The 16,290-nt window shown below is 68.8% G+C and carries 15 protein-coding genes; 7 read left to right on the top strand and 8 right to left on the bottom strand.

Annotation, left to right across the window (positions count from 1 at the left end; genetic code table 11):
- Window positions 1–49: 49 nt before the first annotated feature.
- Window positions 50–307 carry a hypothetical protein gene (locus BBX35_RS12430; protein ID WP_067220481.1) on the top strand — a complete coding sequence of 86 codons (258 nt, stop codon included), beginning with the start codon at window positions 50–52 and terminating at the stop codon, window positions 305–307.
- Window positions 308–428: 121 nt separating this feature from the next.
- Window positions 429–1,370: a DMT family transporter gene (locus BBX35_RS12425; RefSeq protein WP_067220478.1), complete on the top strand. Its 942-nt coding sequence runs from the start codon at window positions 429–431 to the stop codon at window positions 1,368–1,370.
- A 10-nt stretch (window positions 1,371–1,380) separates the two neighbouring features.
- Here BBX35_RS12425 and BBX35_RS12420 read toward each other — a convergent pair whose 3' ends face one another.
- Window positions 1,381–2,268, bottom strand: a complete 888-nt coding sequence (locus BBX35_RS12420) for a LysR substrate-binding domain-containing protein (RefSeq protein ID WP_067220476.1) — start codon at window positions 2,266–2,268, stop codon at window positions 1,381–1,383.
- Between the two features lie 228 nt (window positions 2,269–2,496).
- Between BBX35_RS12420 and BBX35_RS12415 the strand changes: the two genes are divergently transcribed.
- From BBX35_RS12415 to BBX35_RS12400, 4 genes are all read left to right on the top strand, one after another.
- Window positions 2,497–2,805, top strand: coding sequence for a DUF1127 domain-containing protein (locus tag BBX35_RS12415; RefSeq protein ID WP_067220474.1), 309 nt, complete (start codon window positions 2,497–2,499; stop codon window positions 2,803–2,805).
- 238 nt (window positions 2,806–3,043) lie between these two features.
- Window positions 3,044–4,612 carry a DUF4153 domain-containing protein gene (locus BBX35_RS12410; RefSeq protein WP_067220472.1) on the top strand — a complete coding sequence of 523 codons (1,569 nt, stop codon included), beginning with the start codon at window positions 3,044–3,046 and terminating at the stop codon, window positions 4,610–4,612.
- Complete coding sequence (locus tag BBX35_RS12405; RefSeq protein ID WP_067220470.1) at window positions 4,590–5,267, top strand: response regulator; 678 nt, start codon at window positions 4,590–4,592, stop codon at window positions 5,265–5,267. Before BBX35_RS12410 ends, BBX35_RS12405 begins: the two co-directional genes overlap by 23 nt.
- Complete coding sequence (locus BBX35_RS12400) at window positions 5,264–6,244, top strand: sensor histidine kinase (RefSeq protein ID WP_083206255.1); 981 nt, start codon at window positions 5,264–5,266, stop codon at window positions 6,242–6,244. Before BBX35_RS12405 ends, BBX35_RS12400 begins: the two co-directional genes overlap by 4 nt.
- A 20-nt stretch (window positions 6,245–6,264) precedes the next feature.
- On the opposite strand, the gene BBX35_RS12395 is transcribed toward BBX35_RS12400, so the two are convergent.
- From BBX35_RS12395 to BBX35_RS12385, 3 genes are all read right to left on the bottom strand, one after another.
- Window positions 6,265–7,026, bottom strand: a complete 762-nt coding sequence (locus BBX35_RS12395; RefSeq protein ID WP_067220466.1) for a DUF937 domain-containing protein — start codon at window positions 7,024–7,026, stop codon at window positions 6,265–6,267.
- 82 nt (window positions 7,027–7,108) lie between these two features.
- The gene (locus BBX35_RS12390; RefSeq protein WP_067220463.1) at window positions 7,109–8,482 is read right to left on the bottom strand and encodes a glutamate--cysteine ligase; all 1,374 of its coding nucleotides are present in this window, start codon (window positions 8,480–8,482) and stop codon (window positions 7,109–7,111) included.
- A gap of 144 nt (window positions 8,483–8,626) precedes the next feature.
- Window positions 8,627–9,379 carry a 16S rRNA (uracil(1498)-N(3))-methyltransferase gene (locus BBX35_RS12385; RefSeq protein WP_067220461.1) on the bottom strand — a complete coding sequence of 251 codons (753 nt, stop codon included), beginning with the start codon at window positions 9,377–9,379 and terminating at the stop codon, window positions 8,627–8,629.
- Window positions 9,380–9,498: 119 nt separating this feature from the next.
- Here BBX35_RS12385 and xseA point away from each other — a divergent pair, with 119 nt between their 5' ends.
- Window positions 9,499–10,974, top strand: a complete 1,476-nt coding sequence (xseA, locus tag BBX35_RS12380) for an exodeoxyribonuclease VII large subunit (RefSeq protein WP_067220459.1) — start codon at window positions 9,499–9,501, stop codon at window positions 10,972–10,974.
- 446 nt (window positions 10,975–11,420) lie between these two features.
- On the opposite strand, the gene BBX35_RS12375 is transcribed toward xseA, so the two are convergent.
- The 4 genes from BBX35_RS12375 to BBX35_RS12360 form a co-directional block, all read right to left on the bottom strand.
- Window positions 11,421–12,788, bottom strand: a complete 1,368-nt coding sequence (locus tag BBX35_RS12375; protein ID WP_067220456.1) for a TRAP transporter large permease — start codon at window positions 12,786–12,788, stop codon at window positions 11,421–11,423.
- Window positions 12,785–13,429 carry a TRAP transporter small permease subunit gene (locus BBX35_RS12370; RefSeq protein WP_067220454.1) on the bottom strand — a complete coding sequence of 215 codons (645 nt, stop codon included), beginning with the start codon at window positions 13,427–13,429 and terminating at the stop codon, window positions 12,785–12,787. Before BBX35_RS12370 ends, BBX35_RS12375 begins: the two co-directional genes overlap by 4 nt.
- Window positions 13,430–13,606: 177 nt before the next feature.
- Window positions 13,607–14,617 (bottom strand): C4-dicarboxylate TRAP transporter substrate-binding protein, encoded by a 1,011-nt coding sequence (locus tag BBX35_RS12365; RefSeq protein ID WP_067220452.1) that lies wholly within the window; start codon window positions 14,615–14,617, stop codon window positions 13,607–13,609.
- A gap of 260 nt (window positions 14,618–14,877) precedes the next feature.
- Window positions 14,878–16,287, bottom strand: coding sequence for a sigma-54-dependent transcriptional regulator (locus tag BBX35_RS12360; RefSeq protein ID WP_067220450.1), 1,410 nt, complete (start codon window positions 16,285–16,287; stop codon window positions 14,878–14,880).
- Window positions 16,288–16,290: the final 3 nt, after the last annotated feature.

Genomic DNA, 16,290 nt, shown 5'->3' with positions numbered 1-16,290 from the left:
GGCGGCCCGAGGGGGCCGTTCGGGCGCTGCGACAACAGGACGGTTTCCCATGGCAAGCAGGCTCATCCGCCTTCTGGAATATATCCCCGTGTTCGGCTCCATGCTGCGCAGCGCGCGCCGCGGCGGCCAGACCGAGCGCTTCGCCTTCTTCTTCAACATCCTGGCGCTGTGGCTGCTGGCGGTCGCCTGGTACGGCTATCCGGTGCTGATCGTCACCATGCTGACGATGACGGGACTTTATCTCTTCGGCCTCGTCTACCTGACCTCGGAAGGCCTGCGCGCCCGCTGGCGCACGCGGCGCTCATAAGGGTTGCGGCGGCGCGCGCGAACCATCAGCAGGATGCATCGATCGGGTCAACAATCCTGATTGGTCGCGGGGCGCGGGATGGGGCATGATTGCTCCTCCCTTTCCCTGCCAGAAGCATCCCATGACCACGCTCGCTCCCGGCGCCGCCCTGCGCGACGACCCCACCCTTTCCCCGCTCGACATGGGGCTTTACGGCCTCACCGTGCTCGCCTGGGGCTTTTCCTGGTACGCGCTGAAGCTGCAGCTCGGCACCGTCCCGCCGGAAGTCTCGGTGTTCTGGCGCTTCGTGCTGGCCTCGGCGATCATGATGGGCTGGGCGATGGCGCGCGGTGCGCGGCTTTCCTTTCCGCTGCGCACGCATCTGCGCTTCGCCGGGCTCGGCCTGTTTCTCTTCTCGACGAATTTCACGCTGTTCTACTACGGCGGCCAGTACGTGCCCTCGGGCCTTTTGTCCGTCGTGTTCTCGCTCGCCTCGGTGTTCAACATGATCCTGGGCTTTGCGATCTTCGGCCAGCGGATCAGCCGGCGGGTGCTGCTGGGCGCGCTGCTCGGCTTCGCGGGCGTGGCGCTGCTGTTCCGCCCGCAGATCATGGGCGCGGCCGACAGCGGCCTCGACGCGACGGCGCTGCTCGGCCTTGGCCTGTGCGTTGCCGGCACGCTGTCCTTCTGCCTCGGCAACATGGTGTCGACCGCCAACCAGAAGAGCGGCATCCCGCTGGTCTCGGCCTCCGCCTGGGGCATGGTCTACGGCACGGTGCTGCTCGGCCTGTTCGCGGCCTCCCGAGGGGCGTCCTTCGCCATCGAATGGACGCCGACCTATCTCGGCGCGATGGTCTACCTGGCTGTGATCGCCTCGGTCGTCGCCTTCGCCTGCTACCTGACGCTGCTGGCGCGGATCGGATCGGCCCGGGCCGGCTATTCGACGGTGATGTTCCCGGTCGTCGCCCTGCTGGTCTCGACCGTGCTGGAGAATTTCCACTGGGGACCGGACGCCATTGCCGGCCTCGTCTGCGTGCTCGGCGGCAACCTCCTGGTGCTGCGCTCCGGCCGCGCCAAGGGCTGAGAGCGGGTTCCTATTCCGCCGCCATCAGCATTTCGGTGCTGACATTGCCGATGGCCGCGCGGATATGGGCGCAGAGCGCATCATGCACCGGGTCGGTGGCGGAGGCCGCGCGGACCATGGTGATGTCGCAGGGCGGCAGCATCGGGAAGCCGTCGCTCTCCGACAGGATGCGCATGCCGGCGCGCACCGCGCTTTCGGGCAGGACGGCAATGGCAAGGCCGGCCTGAACGGCACCGATCAGCGCCGCCGCGCTGGAAGAGGTGTAGGAAACGCAATAGGGGCGGTTCATGCGGTCGAGCAGGGAGACCGCCTGGCTGCGCCAGGAACAGGTGGTGGGGCCGAGCGCGAGGCGCAGAACGTCCTCGCAATGCAGGCACTGGTTGGCGGGCGCAACCCAATGCAGCGGCTCGCGGCGGATCACCTCGCCCTGCACCTTGACGCAATCGCCCGAGGTGACGATGGCCAGGTCGAGCTCGCCGCGCTCGATCATCTCGCCGGTAAAGGTCGAGCCCTGGCACTGCACGGCGATCTCGATGGCCGGGTTGAGGCGGGCGAAGGCGGCCAGCACCTGCGGCAGCAGCCGCTCGGCATAGTCGTCCGGCAGACCGAGGCGGACACGGCCGACAATGGAGGGAGCGGAAAAGGCCGTCACCGTCTCGTCATTGAGACGGATCATCCTCTGGGCGAACTCGATGAGGCGGTGCCCGTCCTCGGTCAGACGCGACTGGCGCCCGTCCTTGACGAAGATCGGCCGCTCCAGCCGGTCCTCCAGCCGTTTCATCTGCATGGAGACCGCCGACTGGGTCTTGTTCACCGCGTCCGCCGCCTTGGTGAAGCTGCCGAGCTCGGCGATGGCGAGAAACGTGCGCAACTGGTCGATATCGAGAGCATGGGCCATGGCTGTCGCCTCCGGCTTGCGCAGCGCGCCAAAAGGCCGCGTTCCGCGCTGACTGTGTTCTGATCTCAATACATCACGGATCAAGATCGATATCCATCGAAAACATTCGTTTGTTAAATCGATCCGCGCTTCATATTCTCTTGTCATACGAAACGGATGGAGGCGGCAGCCCCGCCACAGCACATACTAGGCGCGCCATACCGGGGCGCCGGAAAGGAGAGTCTTGCCATGACGCAGGCATGCAATACCCCGATCGCCGGACCGGCGCGCGTTTCCCTTCTCGCCACGCTCGGCACCGCCGCGGCCTCGCTTCTGACGCTCACCGTCGCGGCATGGCGCCGCCGGCAGAACCGCAAGGCGATCTCCGGGCTGCTCGATCTCGACGACTACATGCTCGCCGACATCGGCGTGACGCGCTCCGACGTCGCCGCCTCGCTCTATGCCACGGATCATCACGATCCGAGCGCGCAGCTCTCGCGGCTGCGGAACGAGCGGCGGATCTCGACCCTTTCCGGGCGCCGCAAGCGCGGCGCCTGACCTCCCCTTCGCGCCGGGCGTCACACCGAGACCTCTCCCTACGCCCTGCGCCGAGGCCCTGTCGGCCCCTCGCCGACTCACCTTGCCCGCCTCCCCCCGAGGCGGGCTTTTTTTGTGTTTTCCGGCATCTGCACGAAATCTGCAGAACTCCTTCAGGCCAGCTCCGCAAGCGCCATGGCACGCCCTGACCTGCCGACCGGCTCCGGTCGGTCCGGATCGCGCCCGAAGGAGGAAGACCATGACGCTTGCCGCAACGCTGGACCGCAGCCTGCCCCGCCCGCTGCAACGGGAGGCATGGTGGCTGAGTGCCGCCGCAGCGCCGGCAGGACAAACCGCGAAGGCCGAAGCCGCGGCGGACACAGCACCGCCCGCGCTAGCGTCAGGCGGCGCGATGCACGGGCCGCCGGACGAGCGCTTTCGCTGGCCGCCGAAAGCGCAGCTGGCCGCGCTCATTGCCTGCGTCATCGCCGCCAACCTGCTGCTCTATCACCCCTGGCCGGGGCTCGCCTTCGTTCCGTTCGCGTTCATCGCCTTCCTCGCCACTGTCGCCACCCTGCCCGGCCGCAAGATCCCGCGCGGGCCGGCACTGCTGCTGGTGGCAAGCCAGCTGCCGCTGATCGAATACCAGCAGCTGCTCGCCGTCGCCTTCGCCGTCTCAGGTCTCGCCGCAAGCCTCGTCTGGGCACGCGCTGCGGCAAGACCCGCAGCCGCGCAACTCGCCTTCACCGCTGCCATCCTGCTGCTGTCGTCGATACGGCAACCCTTCCGGGCGATGCGTTTTGCCTCTCTTGCCGTTCAGGCGGGAAGCCGGGGCGAGGACACCGGAACGATGGCGCTGAAAGCGGCAAGCCGCCTCGCCTTCCCCCTCCTCGGCGCGGCGGCGCTGCTGGTGCTGCTGGCGGTGGCCAATCCGGTGATCGAGGGCTGGCTCGACCGGCTGCTCACCTTCGATATCCATCTCCTGCCGCTGTTGGGGCGTCTCGTGTTCCTGTCGATCGTCGCCTCGCTGATCTGGCCTTTCCTGGCCTGGTCCGGCGTGCTGCCGCGGATGCGCAGCCTCGATGACGGCCCGCCGGCCGGCCGGTGGCTCGGCCTCAATGCCGGCTCGGTGACGCTGGCGCTCGTTCTGTTCAATGCGATGCTGCTGGTACAGGTCGGCACGGATGTGCGCTATCTGCTGGCCGGCGGCGAACTGCCCGAGGGGCTGACCTATTCGGCCTATGCCCGGCGCGGGGCCTTCGCGCTGATGGCAACGGCCGTGCTGGCCGGTGCCTTTGCCGTACTGGCGCGCCCCTATCTCGGCGCGCGGCCGGGGCTGCGCGGCCTGATGTATCTGTGGCTTGCGCAGAACCTGGCGCTGACGGGCGCGGCCGGCTACCGGCTGTGGATCTATGTCGAGGCCTACGGGCTGACCACCTTGCGCATCCACGCGGCGATCTGGACGGTGCTGGTCGGCCTCGGCCTCATGCTGATCGCCTGGCAGATCCGGCGCGAGCGCTCGAGCGGATGGTTGCTCGCCAGGCTCGCGCTGCTGGGGCTTGCAACGCTCTATCTCTGCGCTTTCGTCAATTTCTCCCACATCGTCGCCAGCCACAACATCGCCCGGCTGAAGGGTCCGGGCGAGCCGGTTTGCGAGGCGGGTTATCCGGTGGCGCCGAGCTACGCTCCCTCCGAGGCCTGGTGCCGGACCACCCGGCCGCGCATCGACAGCTGGCGCGATTGGGACTTTCGCACCTGGAGGACCATCGGCTATCTGGAAGCGGAAAAGGTCCGGAGGCGGATGAATGAAAATCCTGGTCGTCGATGACGACCCGCATCTGCGGGACCTGCTGTCGATCACGCTTGAGCGCTCCGGCTTCGACGTGCTGACCGCGGCGGACGGGCAGATCGCCCTCACCCATGCGGCGCGCGAGCGGCCGGACCTGATCGTGCTCGATGTCGGCCTGCCGGAGATCGACGGCTTCGAGGTTTGCCGCAGGCTGCGGACGAAGTCCGAGGTGCCGGTGCTGTTCCTGACCGCACGGGACGAGGAGATCGACCGGGTGGTCGGGTTGGAGCTGGGCGCGGACGACTATGTCACCAAGCCTTTCAGCCCGCGCGAGCTGGTCGCGCGGGTCCGGGCAATCCTGAAGCGCGGAAACGGCGCGGCGAGCTCCCGCGTCATGCGGCACGGGGCGCTGGAACTCGATCCGCAGGCGCATGACTGCCGGCTGGACGGCACCGCCATCGCCCTGACCTCCACCGAGATGCGCATCCTTGCCGCCCTGATGCAGGATCCGGGGCGCACGGTGTCGCGGGCCCGGATCGTCGACATCGTCTGGGGGGCGGCGAGCCAGGTCTCCGACCGCACGCTCGACAGCCATGTGCGGAACCTGCGCCAGAAGCTGGCGGTCGCCGGCGGCGGCGAGGCGCTGGAGACGGTGCACGGCGTCGGCCTCCGCATGGGGCCCTGCACGCCGTGACCCGCAAGTGGCGCCCCTCGCTGTGGCTGGTGCTGGGCGGCGCGCTGGCCGGCACGCTGGCGCTCTCGCTCGCCGGCATCGTGGCGCTGCGCTATCTCGGCCCGGAAATCGGCTTCCGCCATGCGGCGGTGCTGCTGGCGGCGATCATCGGCCTGCTGACCGCCGTGCTGTGGCTGATGCTGCTGCGGGTGCTGCTGCGGCCGGTGACGGCCCTTGCCGCCTATGCCGCCGCGATGCGTGCGCCGGGGCGCGAGACGGTCGCCCCGCCGGAGCATTTCGGCACGCGCGAGCTGCACGACATGGGGCTCAGCGTCATCGACATGGCGGCGACGCTGAGCAACCGCGAGGCCACCGTGCGCAGCTTCACCAACCACGTGACGCACGAGCTGCGCACGCCGATCTCGACCCTGCGCGCGGCGACCGAACTGCTGGAGGACAGCGCCGAGCTGTCGCCGGCCGACCGTCATCTGGTGGCGCAGATCCGCGGCGCCGGGCAGCAGCTGGACCGGCAGATGGAGGCGCTGCGCCAGGTGGCGGCGGCGCGCGAGGCGGATTATCGCGGCCGCACGCGCCTATCGGCGGCGATCGAAGGGCTAACGCCGCGCCATCCCGGTCTGCGCATCGTCGCCGGCAGCGAGGATGCCATGCTGCCGTTGGCGCGGGAGGGGGCGGAGATCGTCTTCTCGCATCTGTTCGGCAATGCGGCCGGGCACGGGGCGAAGACGGTCAGCATCGACGCGCGGCAGGAGGCGGATCTGCTCGTCCTCACCGTGCGCGACGACGGGCGCGGCGTGTCGAGCGGCAATCGCGAGCGGATCTTCGAACCGTTCTTCACCACCCGGCGGGACAGCGGGGGAACGGGCATGGGACTGCATATCGTCGCCAGCCTGCTGCGCGCCCATGGCGGGAGGATCTCTCTGGAGCCGGCGGCGGAGGGCAGCGGGGCGGCCTTCCGCATCGAGTTTCCGCAAGACTGAGACGGCGCTGCGCGAGCGAGTCAGTCTTTCTTCGCCGCCTGTTCGAACAGGGTTTCGAAGCTGCGGATCTGCCGCTCCTGGATGTCGCGGCCGAGCGACAGCCAGCTGTCGACAAGAGCCGAACCGGCGTCCGCAGCCGGCTCGTCGACGGGGTCATCAACGGTCTCTGGCGTGGGTTCGGGGGCAGGTTCAGGTGCAGGCGGCTCTTCCTCCTGCGCAGCGGCACCGGTCGCGGTGGCGGCGCCGACAAGGCCGAGATAACCGTCCCAGAACGAGCGCATCGCCTGCGCGTAAGGTTCCATCACCCGCATCGGGTTGGGCACCGGTTTCGGCCGGCCGCGGGCATAGCCGGCAAGGAAGGCGTCGAGCAGCTCGCGCGCCGGGCCGACTGTGAAGCGCCGGGCCGCCTGGCCGAGCGCCAGCGTTGCAACGACCGGCATCATGGTCTCGACGCCGGGAAGCTCCAGCCCGGTCTGCTGGGCGACATATTCGGCGATGGAGCGCTGCACCTCGGACGGGCCGAAGATGAGAGCCAGCGGCTCCCCCACCAGGGCCGACGGGTCGGGGAGCGCCGCGGCGCGGCCGGGACCGGGCATCAGGGCGAGCAGGCCCTCGAGCGCGGAGGGAGAGGCGGCATAGCGGCGCATGCCGGCGAGCGCTGCGGGCATCAAGGCCTCGGCCGCGCGGGCGACCTCGCTCTCGCCCCAGCCGAACTGGCGACGCATCGCCTCGCCGACCGCGGCCGGATCGAAGGCGCCCAGGGCAGGAAAGCTCTCGGTCATCGCATGCCTTTTCCACTTTCAGGAACAGGCATCTTCCGCTGTCGCGGCGGCGCGGTCAAATGACTTGCGCCGCCGCGGATCCTCAATAGGCGTAAGCGGTGTAGACCCGGGAGAGGTCGCCCTCCCAGTCGCCGTTGTAGCGGCGCAGCATGACATCGGCCGGCGACATGCCGCTCGCAACCGTCTCCTCGACGGCGGCAAGGTGCACGCGCTCGTCCTGGCCGCCATCGTTGAGGCGGGCGCGGCGCTTCAGCCCCTCGCGGGAGAGGCCGACCATCTCGCGGGCGAGATCCAGCACCGTGCCGCCGCGGAACGGCGTCTGCAGGCCCAGGCGCGGCACGTCGTTGCGAAGGGCAACGCGCTCCTCCTCGGTCCAGTCGCGGATCATCTCGCCCGCCTGGTCGAGGATGCCCTCGTCGTAGAGAAGGCCGACCCAGAGCGCCGGCAGGGCGCAGATGCGCCGCCACGGACCGCCGTCGGCACCGCGCATCTCCAGATACTTCTTCAGCCGCACATCGGGGAACAGGGTCGACAGGTGGTTGTTCCAGTCGCCGATGGTCGGCCGCGCGTCCGGCACGACGCCTTCCAGCGCGCCGTTCATGAAGGCGCGGAAGGTGGTGCCGGTGACATCGTAATAGGTGCCGCCGCGCTTGACGAAATACATCGACACGTCGAGCGCCCATTCGACGTAGCTCTCGAAGCCGAAGCCGTCCTCGAAGGCGATGGGCAACGGACCGGAGCGGTCGTTGTCCGTGTCCTTCCAGATCTCGGCGCGGAACGAGCGGAAGCCGTTCGGCTGGCCGTCGGTGAAGGGCGAGTTGGCGAAGATCGCGGTGGCGACCGGCTGCAGCGCCAGGCCGACGCGCATCTTGGCCCGCATGTCGGCCTCCGAAGCGAAGTCGAGATTCACCTGGATGGTCGAGGTGCGGTACATCATGTCGAGGCCGAGGCTGCCGACCTTCGGCATGTAGCGCGTCATGATCTCGTAGCGCGACTTCGGCATCACCGGCACGTCCTCGCGGCGCCAGTCCGGCGTCATGCCGAGGCCGAGGAAGCCGATGCCGAGGGGTTCGGCGATCTGGCGCAGCTGCGCCAGATGCGCGTTGGTCTCGCGGCAGGTCTGGTGGAGATTCTCCAGCGGCGCGCCGGACAGCTCGAACTGGCCGCCGGGCTCGATGGAGATCGCACCGCCGCCGACCGGATCGGCAAGGCCGATGACGCGGCCGTTGTCTTCGATGCGCTCCCAGCCGAGCAGGCCTTCCATGCCCGTCAGCAGGGTTTCGATGCCGGCCGGCCCCTCGTAGGGGACCGGAGAATTGTCGGCGAGGCGGAAGGCGAATTTCTCGTGTTCCGTACCGATGCGGAACGAGTCCGTCGGCTTGCAGCCGGCCTCAAGCGTCGCGGCGAGGTCGGCCACCCCCGCGATCGGGGTGGAATCAATGGTATCGCGGGCCATGGGGTATCCCTTCGCGTGGTCGGCGCGCACCATACTCAGCCGCCCCTGCCAAAACAAATGAGATTTTTTGTGATCCAGTCCAGTGGCGGAATGCCGCGAACGTGAGGGCGCCGGAGCCGCGACGGCAGCGCCCGACCCGCCTGCTCAGTGCCAGTCGCCGAGCCGCGCCTGAACCACCGCAAGCGCGGCGACGGCCGCCGTGTCGGCGCGCAGCACCCGAGGACCGAGCGGCATCGGCACCACGAAAGGCTGCGCCCGCAGCAGGGCGCGCTCCTCTTCCGAAAAGCCCCCTTCCGGCCCGACCAGCACGGCGAGCGGCACGCCCGGCGAAAGACCGTCAAGCGCGGCAAGCGGGTTCTGGCTCGCCTCGCCCTCGTCGCAGAAGACAAGGATGCGCGCACCCTCGCTCGCCTGCCAGCCGGCAAGCAGCGCCTCCAGCGAAACCGGCTCGTCGATGGCCGGAACGGCAAGGACGCCGCATTGCTCGCACGCCTCGACGGCGTTGGAACGCATGCGCTCCAGATTGACGCGGCCGGACTGGGTGTAACGCGTGACGACGGGGCGCAGGGCGCCGGCGCCCATCTCCACCGCCTTCTGCACCATGTAGTCGAGGCGGGCATGCTTGAGCGGGGCGAAGAGATAGTGAAGGTTCGGGAGCGGTGCCTGAGGGCGGGTCATTTCGCTCGCCACCAGCGAGGCCTGCTTGCGCCCCTCCTGGCGCAGCGCTGCGCGCCATTCGCCGTCGCGGCCGTTGAACAGCAGCACCTCGTCGCCGTCCTTCATCCGCAGGACGTTGAGCAGATAGTTGGACTGGGCCCGGTCGAGCGCGATCTCCGCGCCGGCGGACAGGCCGTCTTCGACATGGAGGCGCTGCATGCGGAATTCGTAACGGGGCATGGCGGGGTTTTCCGGGACGCGTGAACAGGAGAGCCGTGGACCGGCGGGCGCGCGGTCTTGACGGGGGGACCAAGGTGCGGTCCCCTCGCGGGAACGAACAGCACCAACCGGATCCCGCCTTGGCAGACAGCGACAACCTTGCCGAATACTCGGTGTCAGAGATTTCCGGCGCGATCAAGCGCACGATGGAAGACGCCTTCGGCTATGTGCGCGTGCGCGGCGAGCTCGGGCGCATCTCGCGCCCCGGTTCGGGGCATATCTATCTGGACCTCAAGGACGCGCAGTCGGTGCTGTCCGGCGTCATCTGGCGCGGACAGGCGAGCCGGCTGAAGATCCAGCCCGAACAGGGGCTGGAGGTGATCGCCACCGGCAAGATCACCACGTTCCCCGGCCAGTCGAAATACCAGATGGTGATCGATTCGATCGAGCCGGCGGGCGTCGGCGCGCTGATGGCGCTGCTGGAGGAGCGGCGGCGCAAGCTCGCAGCCGAAGGCCTGTTCGCCGAGGAGCGCAAGCGGCGCCTGCCCTTCCTGCCGCGCGTGATCGGCGTCGTCACCTCGCCGACCGGCGCGGTGATCCGCGACATTCTCCACCGCATCTCCGACCGCTTTCCGCTGCATGTGCTGGTCTGGCCGGTGCGGGTGCAAGGCGAAACCTCCGCGCGCGAGGTGGCGAACGGCATCGAGGGCTTCAACCGCATGGCGCCGGGCGGCGCGATCCCGCGCCCGGACGTCATCATCGTAGCGCGCGGCGGCGGCTCCATCGAGGACCTGTGGGGCTTCAACGAGGAGATCGTGGTGCGCGCGGCGGCGGCGTCGGAAATCCCGCTGATCTCCGCCGTCGGCCACGAGACCGACTGGACCCTGATCGACCATGCCGCCGACCTGCGCGCGCCGACGCCGACGGGCGCGGCCGAGATCGCGGTGCCGGTGCGCGGCGAGCTGATGGCCACCGTCGACGGGCTGGCGCGGCGGCAGATTTCCGGCCTGCTGCGACTGATCTCCGGCCGGCGGACCGAATTGCGGGCGGCCTCCGCCGCCCTGCCCTCGCCGCGCGACCTGCTGGCGCTGCCGCGGCAACGGCTCGACACCTATGCGGAACGGCTGGCCCCGGCGCTGCGCGCCGGCCTTCGCGACAAGCGCGGCCGGCAGATGATGGCCGCCGGGCGGCTGTCGCCGCACACGCTGGCGCGCACGGTGCTGATCGCGCGCGAGCGGCTCGGCGGGCTGGAGGCGCGGGCGCTCAGGGCGCATCGCCAGCAGCTCGCCCGCGACCGGGCGCGGCTCGACGGCGTCTCCAAGCTGCTGGAGAGCCTCTCCTACAAGAACGTGCTGTCGCGGGGCTTCGCCCTGGTGCGCGATGCGGACGGGCAGCCGCTGCGCTCGGCCCACGGCATCCAGCCCGGCGATGCGATCACCATCGAATTCGGCGACGAGAGCCGGCTTGCCGCCACCGCGGCCGGCGACGGCGATCCCTCCGGCATTGGTGGGAGCGGTGAGAGCGAACCGGCACAGCCGGCGCCGCGTCCCGCCCCGCGTGCGAAGGCGCGCCCGGCCGCCAAGCCGCGCGAGAGCGGACAGGGTTCGCTGTTCTAGGGGCTGCAGCGCTTCGGTCCTTCCACGCATCTTCCCGGGTAAGAAGGCGCAGCCGCGACCGGGGACCCATTGGCACCCTCGGCAGGTTTGAGGCGGGAGGCGCTCACCCCACTCTCGGCTGTCATGCCTGCGAAAGCAGGCATCCAGTATCCGCGGGGCGGGGGACGGCGCGAAGGCAGCCGCCGACATTTCGGTGGCTACGCTGCGGCTCGACTCGAACCGTTTGGGGTTACTGGTTCCCGGTCTTCGGCTTCGCCGAAACCGGGACGACACGCTGAGCATGGGCGCGCGTCGGCGTGTCTCTCGTCACCGCTCTGGCAACCAATAGACCCCGCATCTCCGCTGCGCTTGGCCGGGGTGACGCAGGAGAGAGGCCGAAGCGCTGCAAACAAAAAGGGGCGCCCGGCGGCGCCCCTTTCTTTTTGTCTTCGGGCCGATGCCCGCCCTTACATGATCGAGGGCAGGAAGGTCACGATGGCGGGGAACGCCACCAGGCCGCCGATGGTCAGGATGTCGGCAACGAAGAACGGCGTGCAACCGCGGAAGACTTCCTGCACCGGGATGTCGTCGCGCACGCCCGCCACCACGAAGCAGTTCAGCCCGATGGGCGGGGTGATCAGGCAGAGTTCCGCCATCTTCACCACCAGGATGCCGAACCAGATCGCGCACATTTCTCCCGACAGGCCGAAGGCGCTGTCGGCGGCCGAGACCCCCTCGCCGCCATTGAGCGCCATCACCGCCGGATAGACCACCGGCAGGGTGAGGATCAGCATGCCGATGGCGTCCATGAACATGCCGAGCACCGCATAGGCACACAGGATCACGATGAGGATCAGCCACGGCGAGAAATGCAGCGAGACGATGAACTGCTCGAACGCATCGGGCAGGCCGGCGAAGCCGAGGAAGCGGACATAGACCAGCACGCCCCAGATCAGCGTGAAGATCATCACCGTCAGCTTCGCCGTCTCGTGCAGGGCCTGCCACAGCTGCTTGCCGCGCATGCCGTTGACGAAGGCTGAGACCAGCACGACGAAGGCGCCGAGCGCGCCGGCTTCCGTCGGCGTGGCATAGCCGTAGTAGAGCGAGCCGAAGATGATCGCCACGACCGCGACGATCGGCAGGGTGCCGGGCACCGAGGCGAGACGCTGGCCCCAGGTGAAGCCGCGCACCGGCGGGGCATCGCCCTTCCACATGGCCATGCCGATGATGATGGCGATGTAGACGACCGCCGAGAAGATGCCCGGCAGGAAGCCGGCGAGCAGCAGCTTGGCGACCGACTGTTCCACCAGGATGGCGTAGATCACCAGGATCGCGGAGGGCGGGATCAGCGAGGCGAGCGTGCCGCCGGCGGCAACGACCGCCGCCGACAGGCGCTTGGAATAGCCGACCTGCAGCATTTCGGGAATCGCGACGCGGGCGAAGACCGCAGCCGTTGCGACCGAGGCGCCGGAGACGGCGGCAAAGCCGGCCGTTGCGAAGACCGTGCCGACCGCCATGCCGCCGGGCAGCCAGCCGAGCCAGCGCTTGGCCGCCTCGAACAGCTGCCGGGTGAAGCCGGCATAGAAGGCGAGAAAGCCGATCAGGATGAAGGTCGGCAGCACCGAGAGCGAATAGGTGACCGACTTGGAATGCGGGATGGTGCCGGCCATCTTGAGGGCGGTGACCACACCGCGCTCGAAGCCCATGCGCATGCTGAAAATGGCGATGAGGCCGAGCGTGCCGACAAGGGCGGCGGCAAAGGCCACGCGCATGCCCAGCACGACGAGGACCAGCAGCAGGCCGGTCATGATCAGTCCGATTTCGAACGGGGTCATCGCGGCGTCTCCTGCCCCTTGCCGGAGGCGTCGTCGTCGCCGAGCGCTTCCTCGATTTCATGACGGGCAACGGATTCGACGTCGGCCAGGACCGGCACGGCGACCGGCTCGGCGGACGGATCGCGCACCAGGCGCCAGTAGCCGTAGAGCTGCAGCGTCAGGCGCAGCAACAGCAGCGACAGGGCAACGGGAATGACCAGCTTCGACGGCCAGGTCGGCAGGCCGATATCGATGGAGCTGTCGCCGATGGTCCAGGACCGCTCGAAATGGAACCAGGAGCCGTAGATCAGCGCCGCGACGACGATCCAGATGCCGAGAATGCCGATCACCTCGGCGATCCACATGGCCCGGCCGCTCAGCTTGCCGAGGAACAGCTCCATGCGGATATGGCCGCCGACGCGCTGGCAATAGGCGATGCCCATGAAGGCGAAGACCGCCATCGCCTGTTCGGTGATGTCGATGAAACCGGGCACCGGCCAGTTGAAGGCGTTGCGGCCGACGATCTGGACGACGGCGAGCAGCATCAGGGCAAGGATGCTGACGGCGGCGATCATGTTGAAGGCGTTCTCGACCACGCGCAGCCATCCGTCGAAGCGGATATAGGTGCCGGGCGGGCCGCTGTGGGCGGTTGGCGATGTCATGACAAGCTCCGGCCGGCCGGTGCGCAGGCGGAAGGGCTCGGCCTTCGGCTGCGGGCGCAGGGCCAGCTCATGGGGTCCATGGGGCGATCGGGGAAACGGGTCCCGGACGGGGCCCGAAGGAAAGGCGCCGGCCGGCCTCTTCGGCGAGGCAGCCGGCGCCCGTCCGCTCTATCCGCGTCAGTCCAGCTTGGACAGGGCGAGGTCCAGCAGCTCCTGGCCCGGGAGCCCCTGTGCATTCATCTTCTGCACCCAGGCGTCCCAGATCGGCTTGCCGGCCTTCTCCTTGAAGGCCTGCAGCTCCTCCTTGGGGAACTCGATCTGCTCGATCTTCATCTCTTCCAGCGTCGGGTACCACTTCTGGTACACCTTGTCGTACTCGGCGAGATAATGCTCCATCGCGCCCTGGACGGAGCTGTCCAGCGCCTCGCGGAAGTTGTCCGGAAGAGCGTCATAGGCGGTGCTGCTGACGACGACCGGGCAGCTGACGGTGCCCGGGTTCAGGTTGTTGGTCCACCAGTTGCCGGCGTCGATGGTGCGGAACGACAGGTGGGCGTGCGGGGCGAAGGACGCCGCGCGGACCGTGCCGGAATCGATGGCCTGGAAAGTCTCCGAGGCGGTCACGGTGGTCGGCACGGCGCCGATGGTGGTCATGGCCTGGCCGATGCCGCCCAGCGCGCGCACGCGCATGCCCTCGAAGTCCGACACCTTGGTCGGCGCATCGCCCTTGCCGACGAAATTGTACTGCGGCATCGGCGAGGACATCAGCAGCTTGGCGTCCCAGCGCATCAGGTCCTTGGCGACCGCCGGGTGCTGGTAGATCGTGTTTTCCAGCTCGATCTGGGTCGGCAGGTCCGGCACGCCGAGGAACGGCAGCTCGATGACCGTCAGGGTCGGGTTCTTGTCCTCGTGATAGCCGGCGCAGATCTGCGCCATCTCGAAGGCGCCGATGGAGATGCCGTCGAGATTCTCGCGCGACTTCGACAGGGCCTCGCCATAGGCGATGTTCAGCGTGAATTCGCCGTTGGTCTTCTCGCTGACCAGCTCGGCGAGCTTCTCGATATGCTCGGTGAAGGCGCGGCGCTTGCCCCACACGGAGACGTTCCACTCGAGCGCCATCGTCTCGGTCGCGAAGCCGAGACCGAGGATCGTCGTCGTGCCGAGCACGGCGAGCTTGCGGGAAAGGGTCATGTCAGTCCTCCCAGGATGTCGGCCGGGCGCCGACCTTGCGCCGCGGCCATCTCGCTATCCTCGCCCGTCCTCCCTGACAGGCGATTGGGAAAAGCTTGGCAAGCCGCGTGCCAGATCGGCCGCAAACGGCGATATCGGGCCGGAATCGGGAGGGGAAAAGGCGGGTTGCACCATTGCGCGGTGCAACATTGACGGCATCGACCGGCAAAACCTTGCCGAAAGGTTACCAACGATCGGCAAGATCTTGCCGACGACGAGGATCAGGCCTCGCCCGATCCCTCGCCGGTGCGGCTGAGGCCGAGGCGCGCCATCTTCTCGTTGAGGGTGCGGCGGGGCAGGTCGAGCTCGTCCAGAACCGGCGCGATGCGACCGTCGTGGCGGCGCAGCGCATCGACGATGACACGCCGCTCGTACTCCTCCATCAGCTCGCGCAGGCGGCCGCGCGGCGCCCCTTCCGTGCCGGGGGCCGCGCCGGTGACGAGATCGCGCAGCGAGGGCGCGCCCATCGGCGTGTTGAGCACGAAGCGCTCCGCGGCGTTGCGCAGCTCGCGGACATTGCCCGGCCACTCGTGCGCCGCCAGAAAACCGGCATCGTCGGGCGACAGGGCGACGCCGTCGATGCCGTATTCGGCCATGAAGCGGTTGACGAAACTGTCGAAGATCAGGCGGATGTCGCCACCGCGCTCGCGCAGCGGCGGGATGCGGATCTCCACCGCGTTGAGCCGGTAGACGAGATCCTGCCGCATCAGGTTTTCCGCCACCGCCTGGCGCGGGTCGACATTGGCCGCACTGATGATGCGGATGTCGACGGGCACAGCCGAGCGGCCGCCGATGCGGTCGACCTCGCGCTCCTGCAGCACGCGCAGGAGCTTGGGCTGCAGGGCGAGCGGCATGGAGGGCACTTCGTCGAGGAACAGCACGCCGCGGTCGGCTTGCTCGATCCGCCCCACCCGGCTGCGGTCGGCGCCGGTGAAGGCACCGGCCTCATGGCCGAAAAGCTCCGCCTCGACCATGGTCTCGGGGAGAGCCGCGCAGTTGAGCGCGACGAAGGGCGCATCGGCGCGCGGCGACAGGTCGTGCAGGGCGCGCGCCACCACCTCCTTGCCGGTGCCGGTCTCGCCGATGATCATCACCGAAGCGTCGGTGCGGGCGAAATGGCCGATCTGCTCGCGCAGGCGGACCATGGCGGCGGATTCGCCGATGAGGCGGGCCGACAGGCCGCTCATGTCGCTGAGCCGGCGGCTGAGCGCGCGGTTCTCCAGCACCAGCCGGCGATGACCGGTGGCGCGGCGGACCATCGCCGCCAGCATGTCCGGATCGAAGGGCTTTTCGATGAAGTCGGCGGCGCCCTGGCGCATCGCCTCCACCGCCATCGGCACGTCGCCGTGGCCGGTCATCAGGATCACCGGCAGGTCCGGGTCGATCTGCTTGACCCGCCGCAGCAGCTCCAGACCGCTGGCGCCGGGCAACAGCACGTCGGAGATGACACAGCCGGGAAAGTCGGCGGCAAGGTTCGAGAGCGCTGTCTCCGCATCCACCGCCTCCACGGGGTCGAAGTCGGCCAGCCGCATCCACTGGCGCAGGCCCGCGCGCATCGACGGATCGTCGTCGACGACGAGCACCGGCGTTCGCTTGGCCGCCGCGGCGTGGCGATCGCTGTCGATGGTCATGCT

The organism is Stappia indica (genome assembly GCF_001696535.1).
Classification (GTDB): Bacteria; Pseudomonadota; Alphaproteobacteria; order Rhizobiales; family Stappiaceae; genus Stappia; species Stappia indica.
Note: the sequence above shows the minus strand (reverse complement) of the source record. Positions and strands in the feature narration are given on the sequence as shown.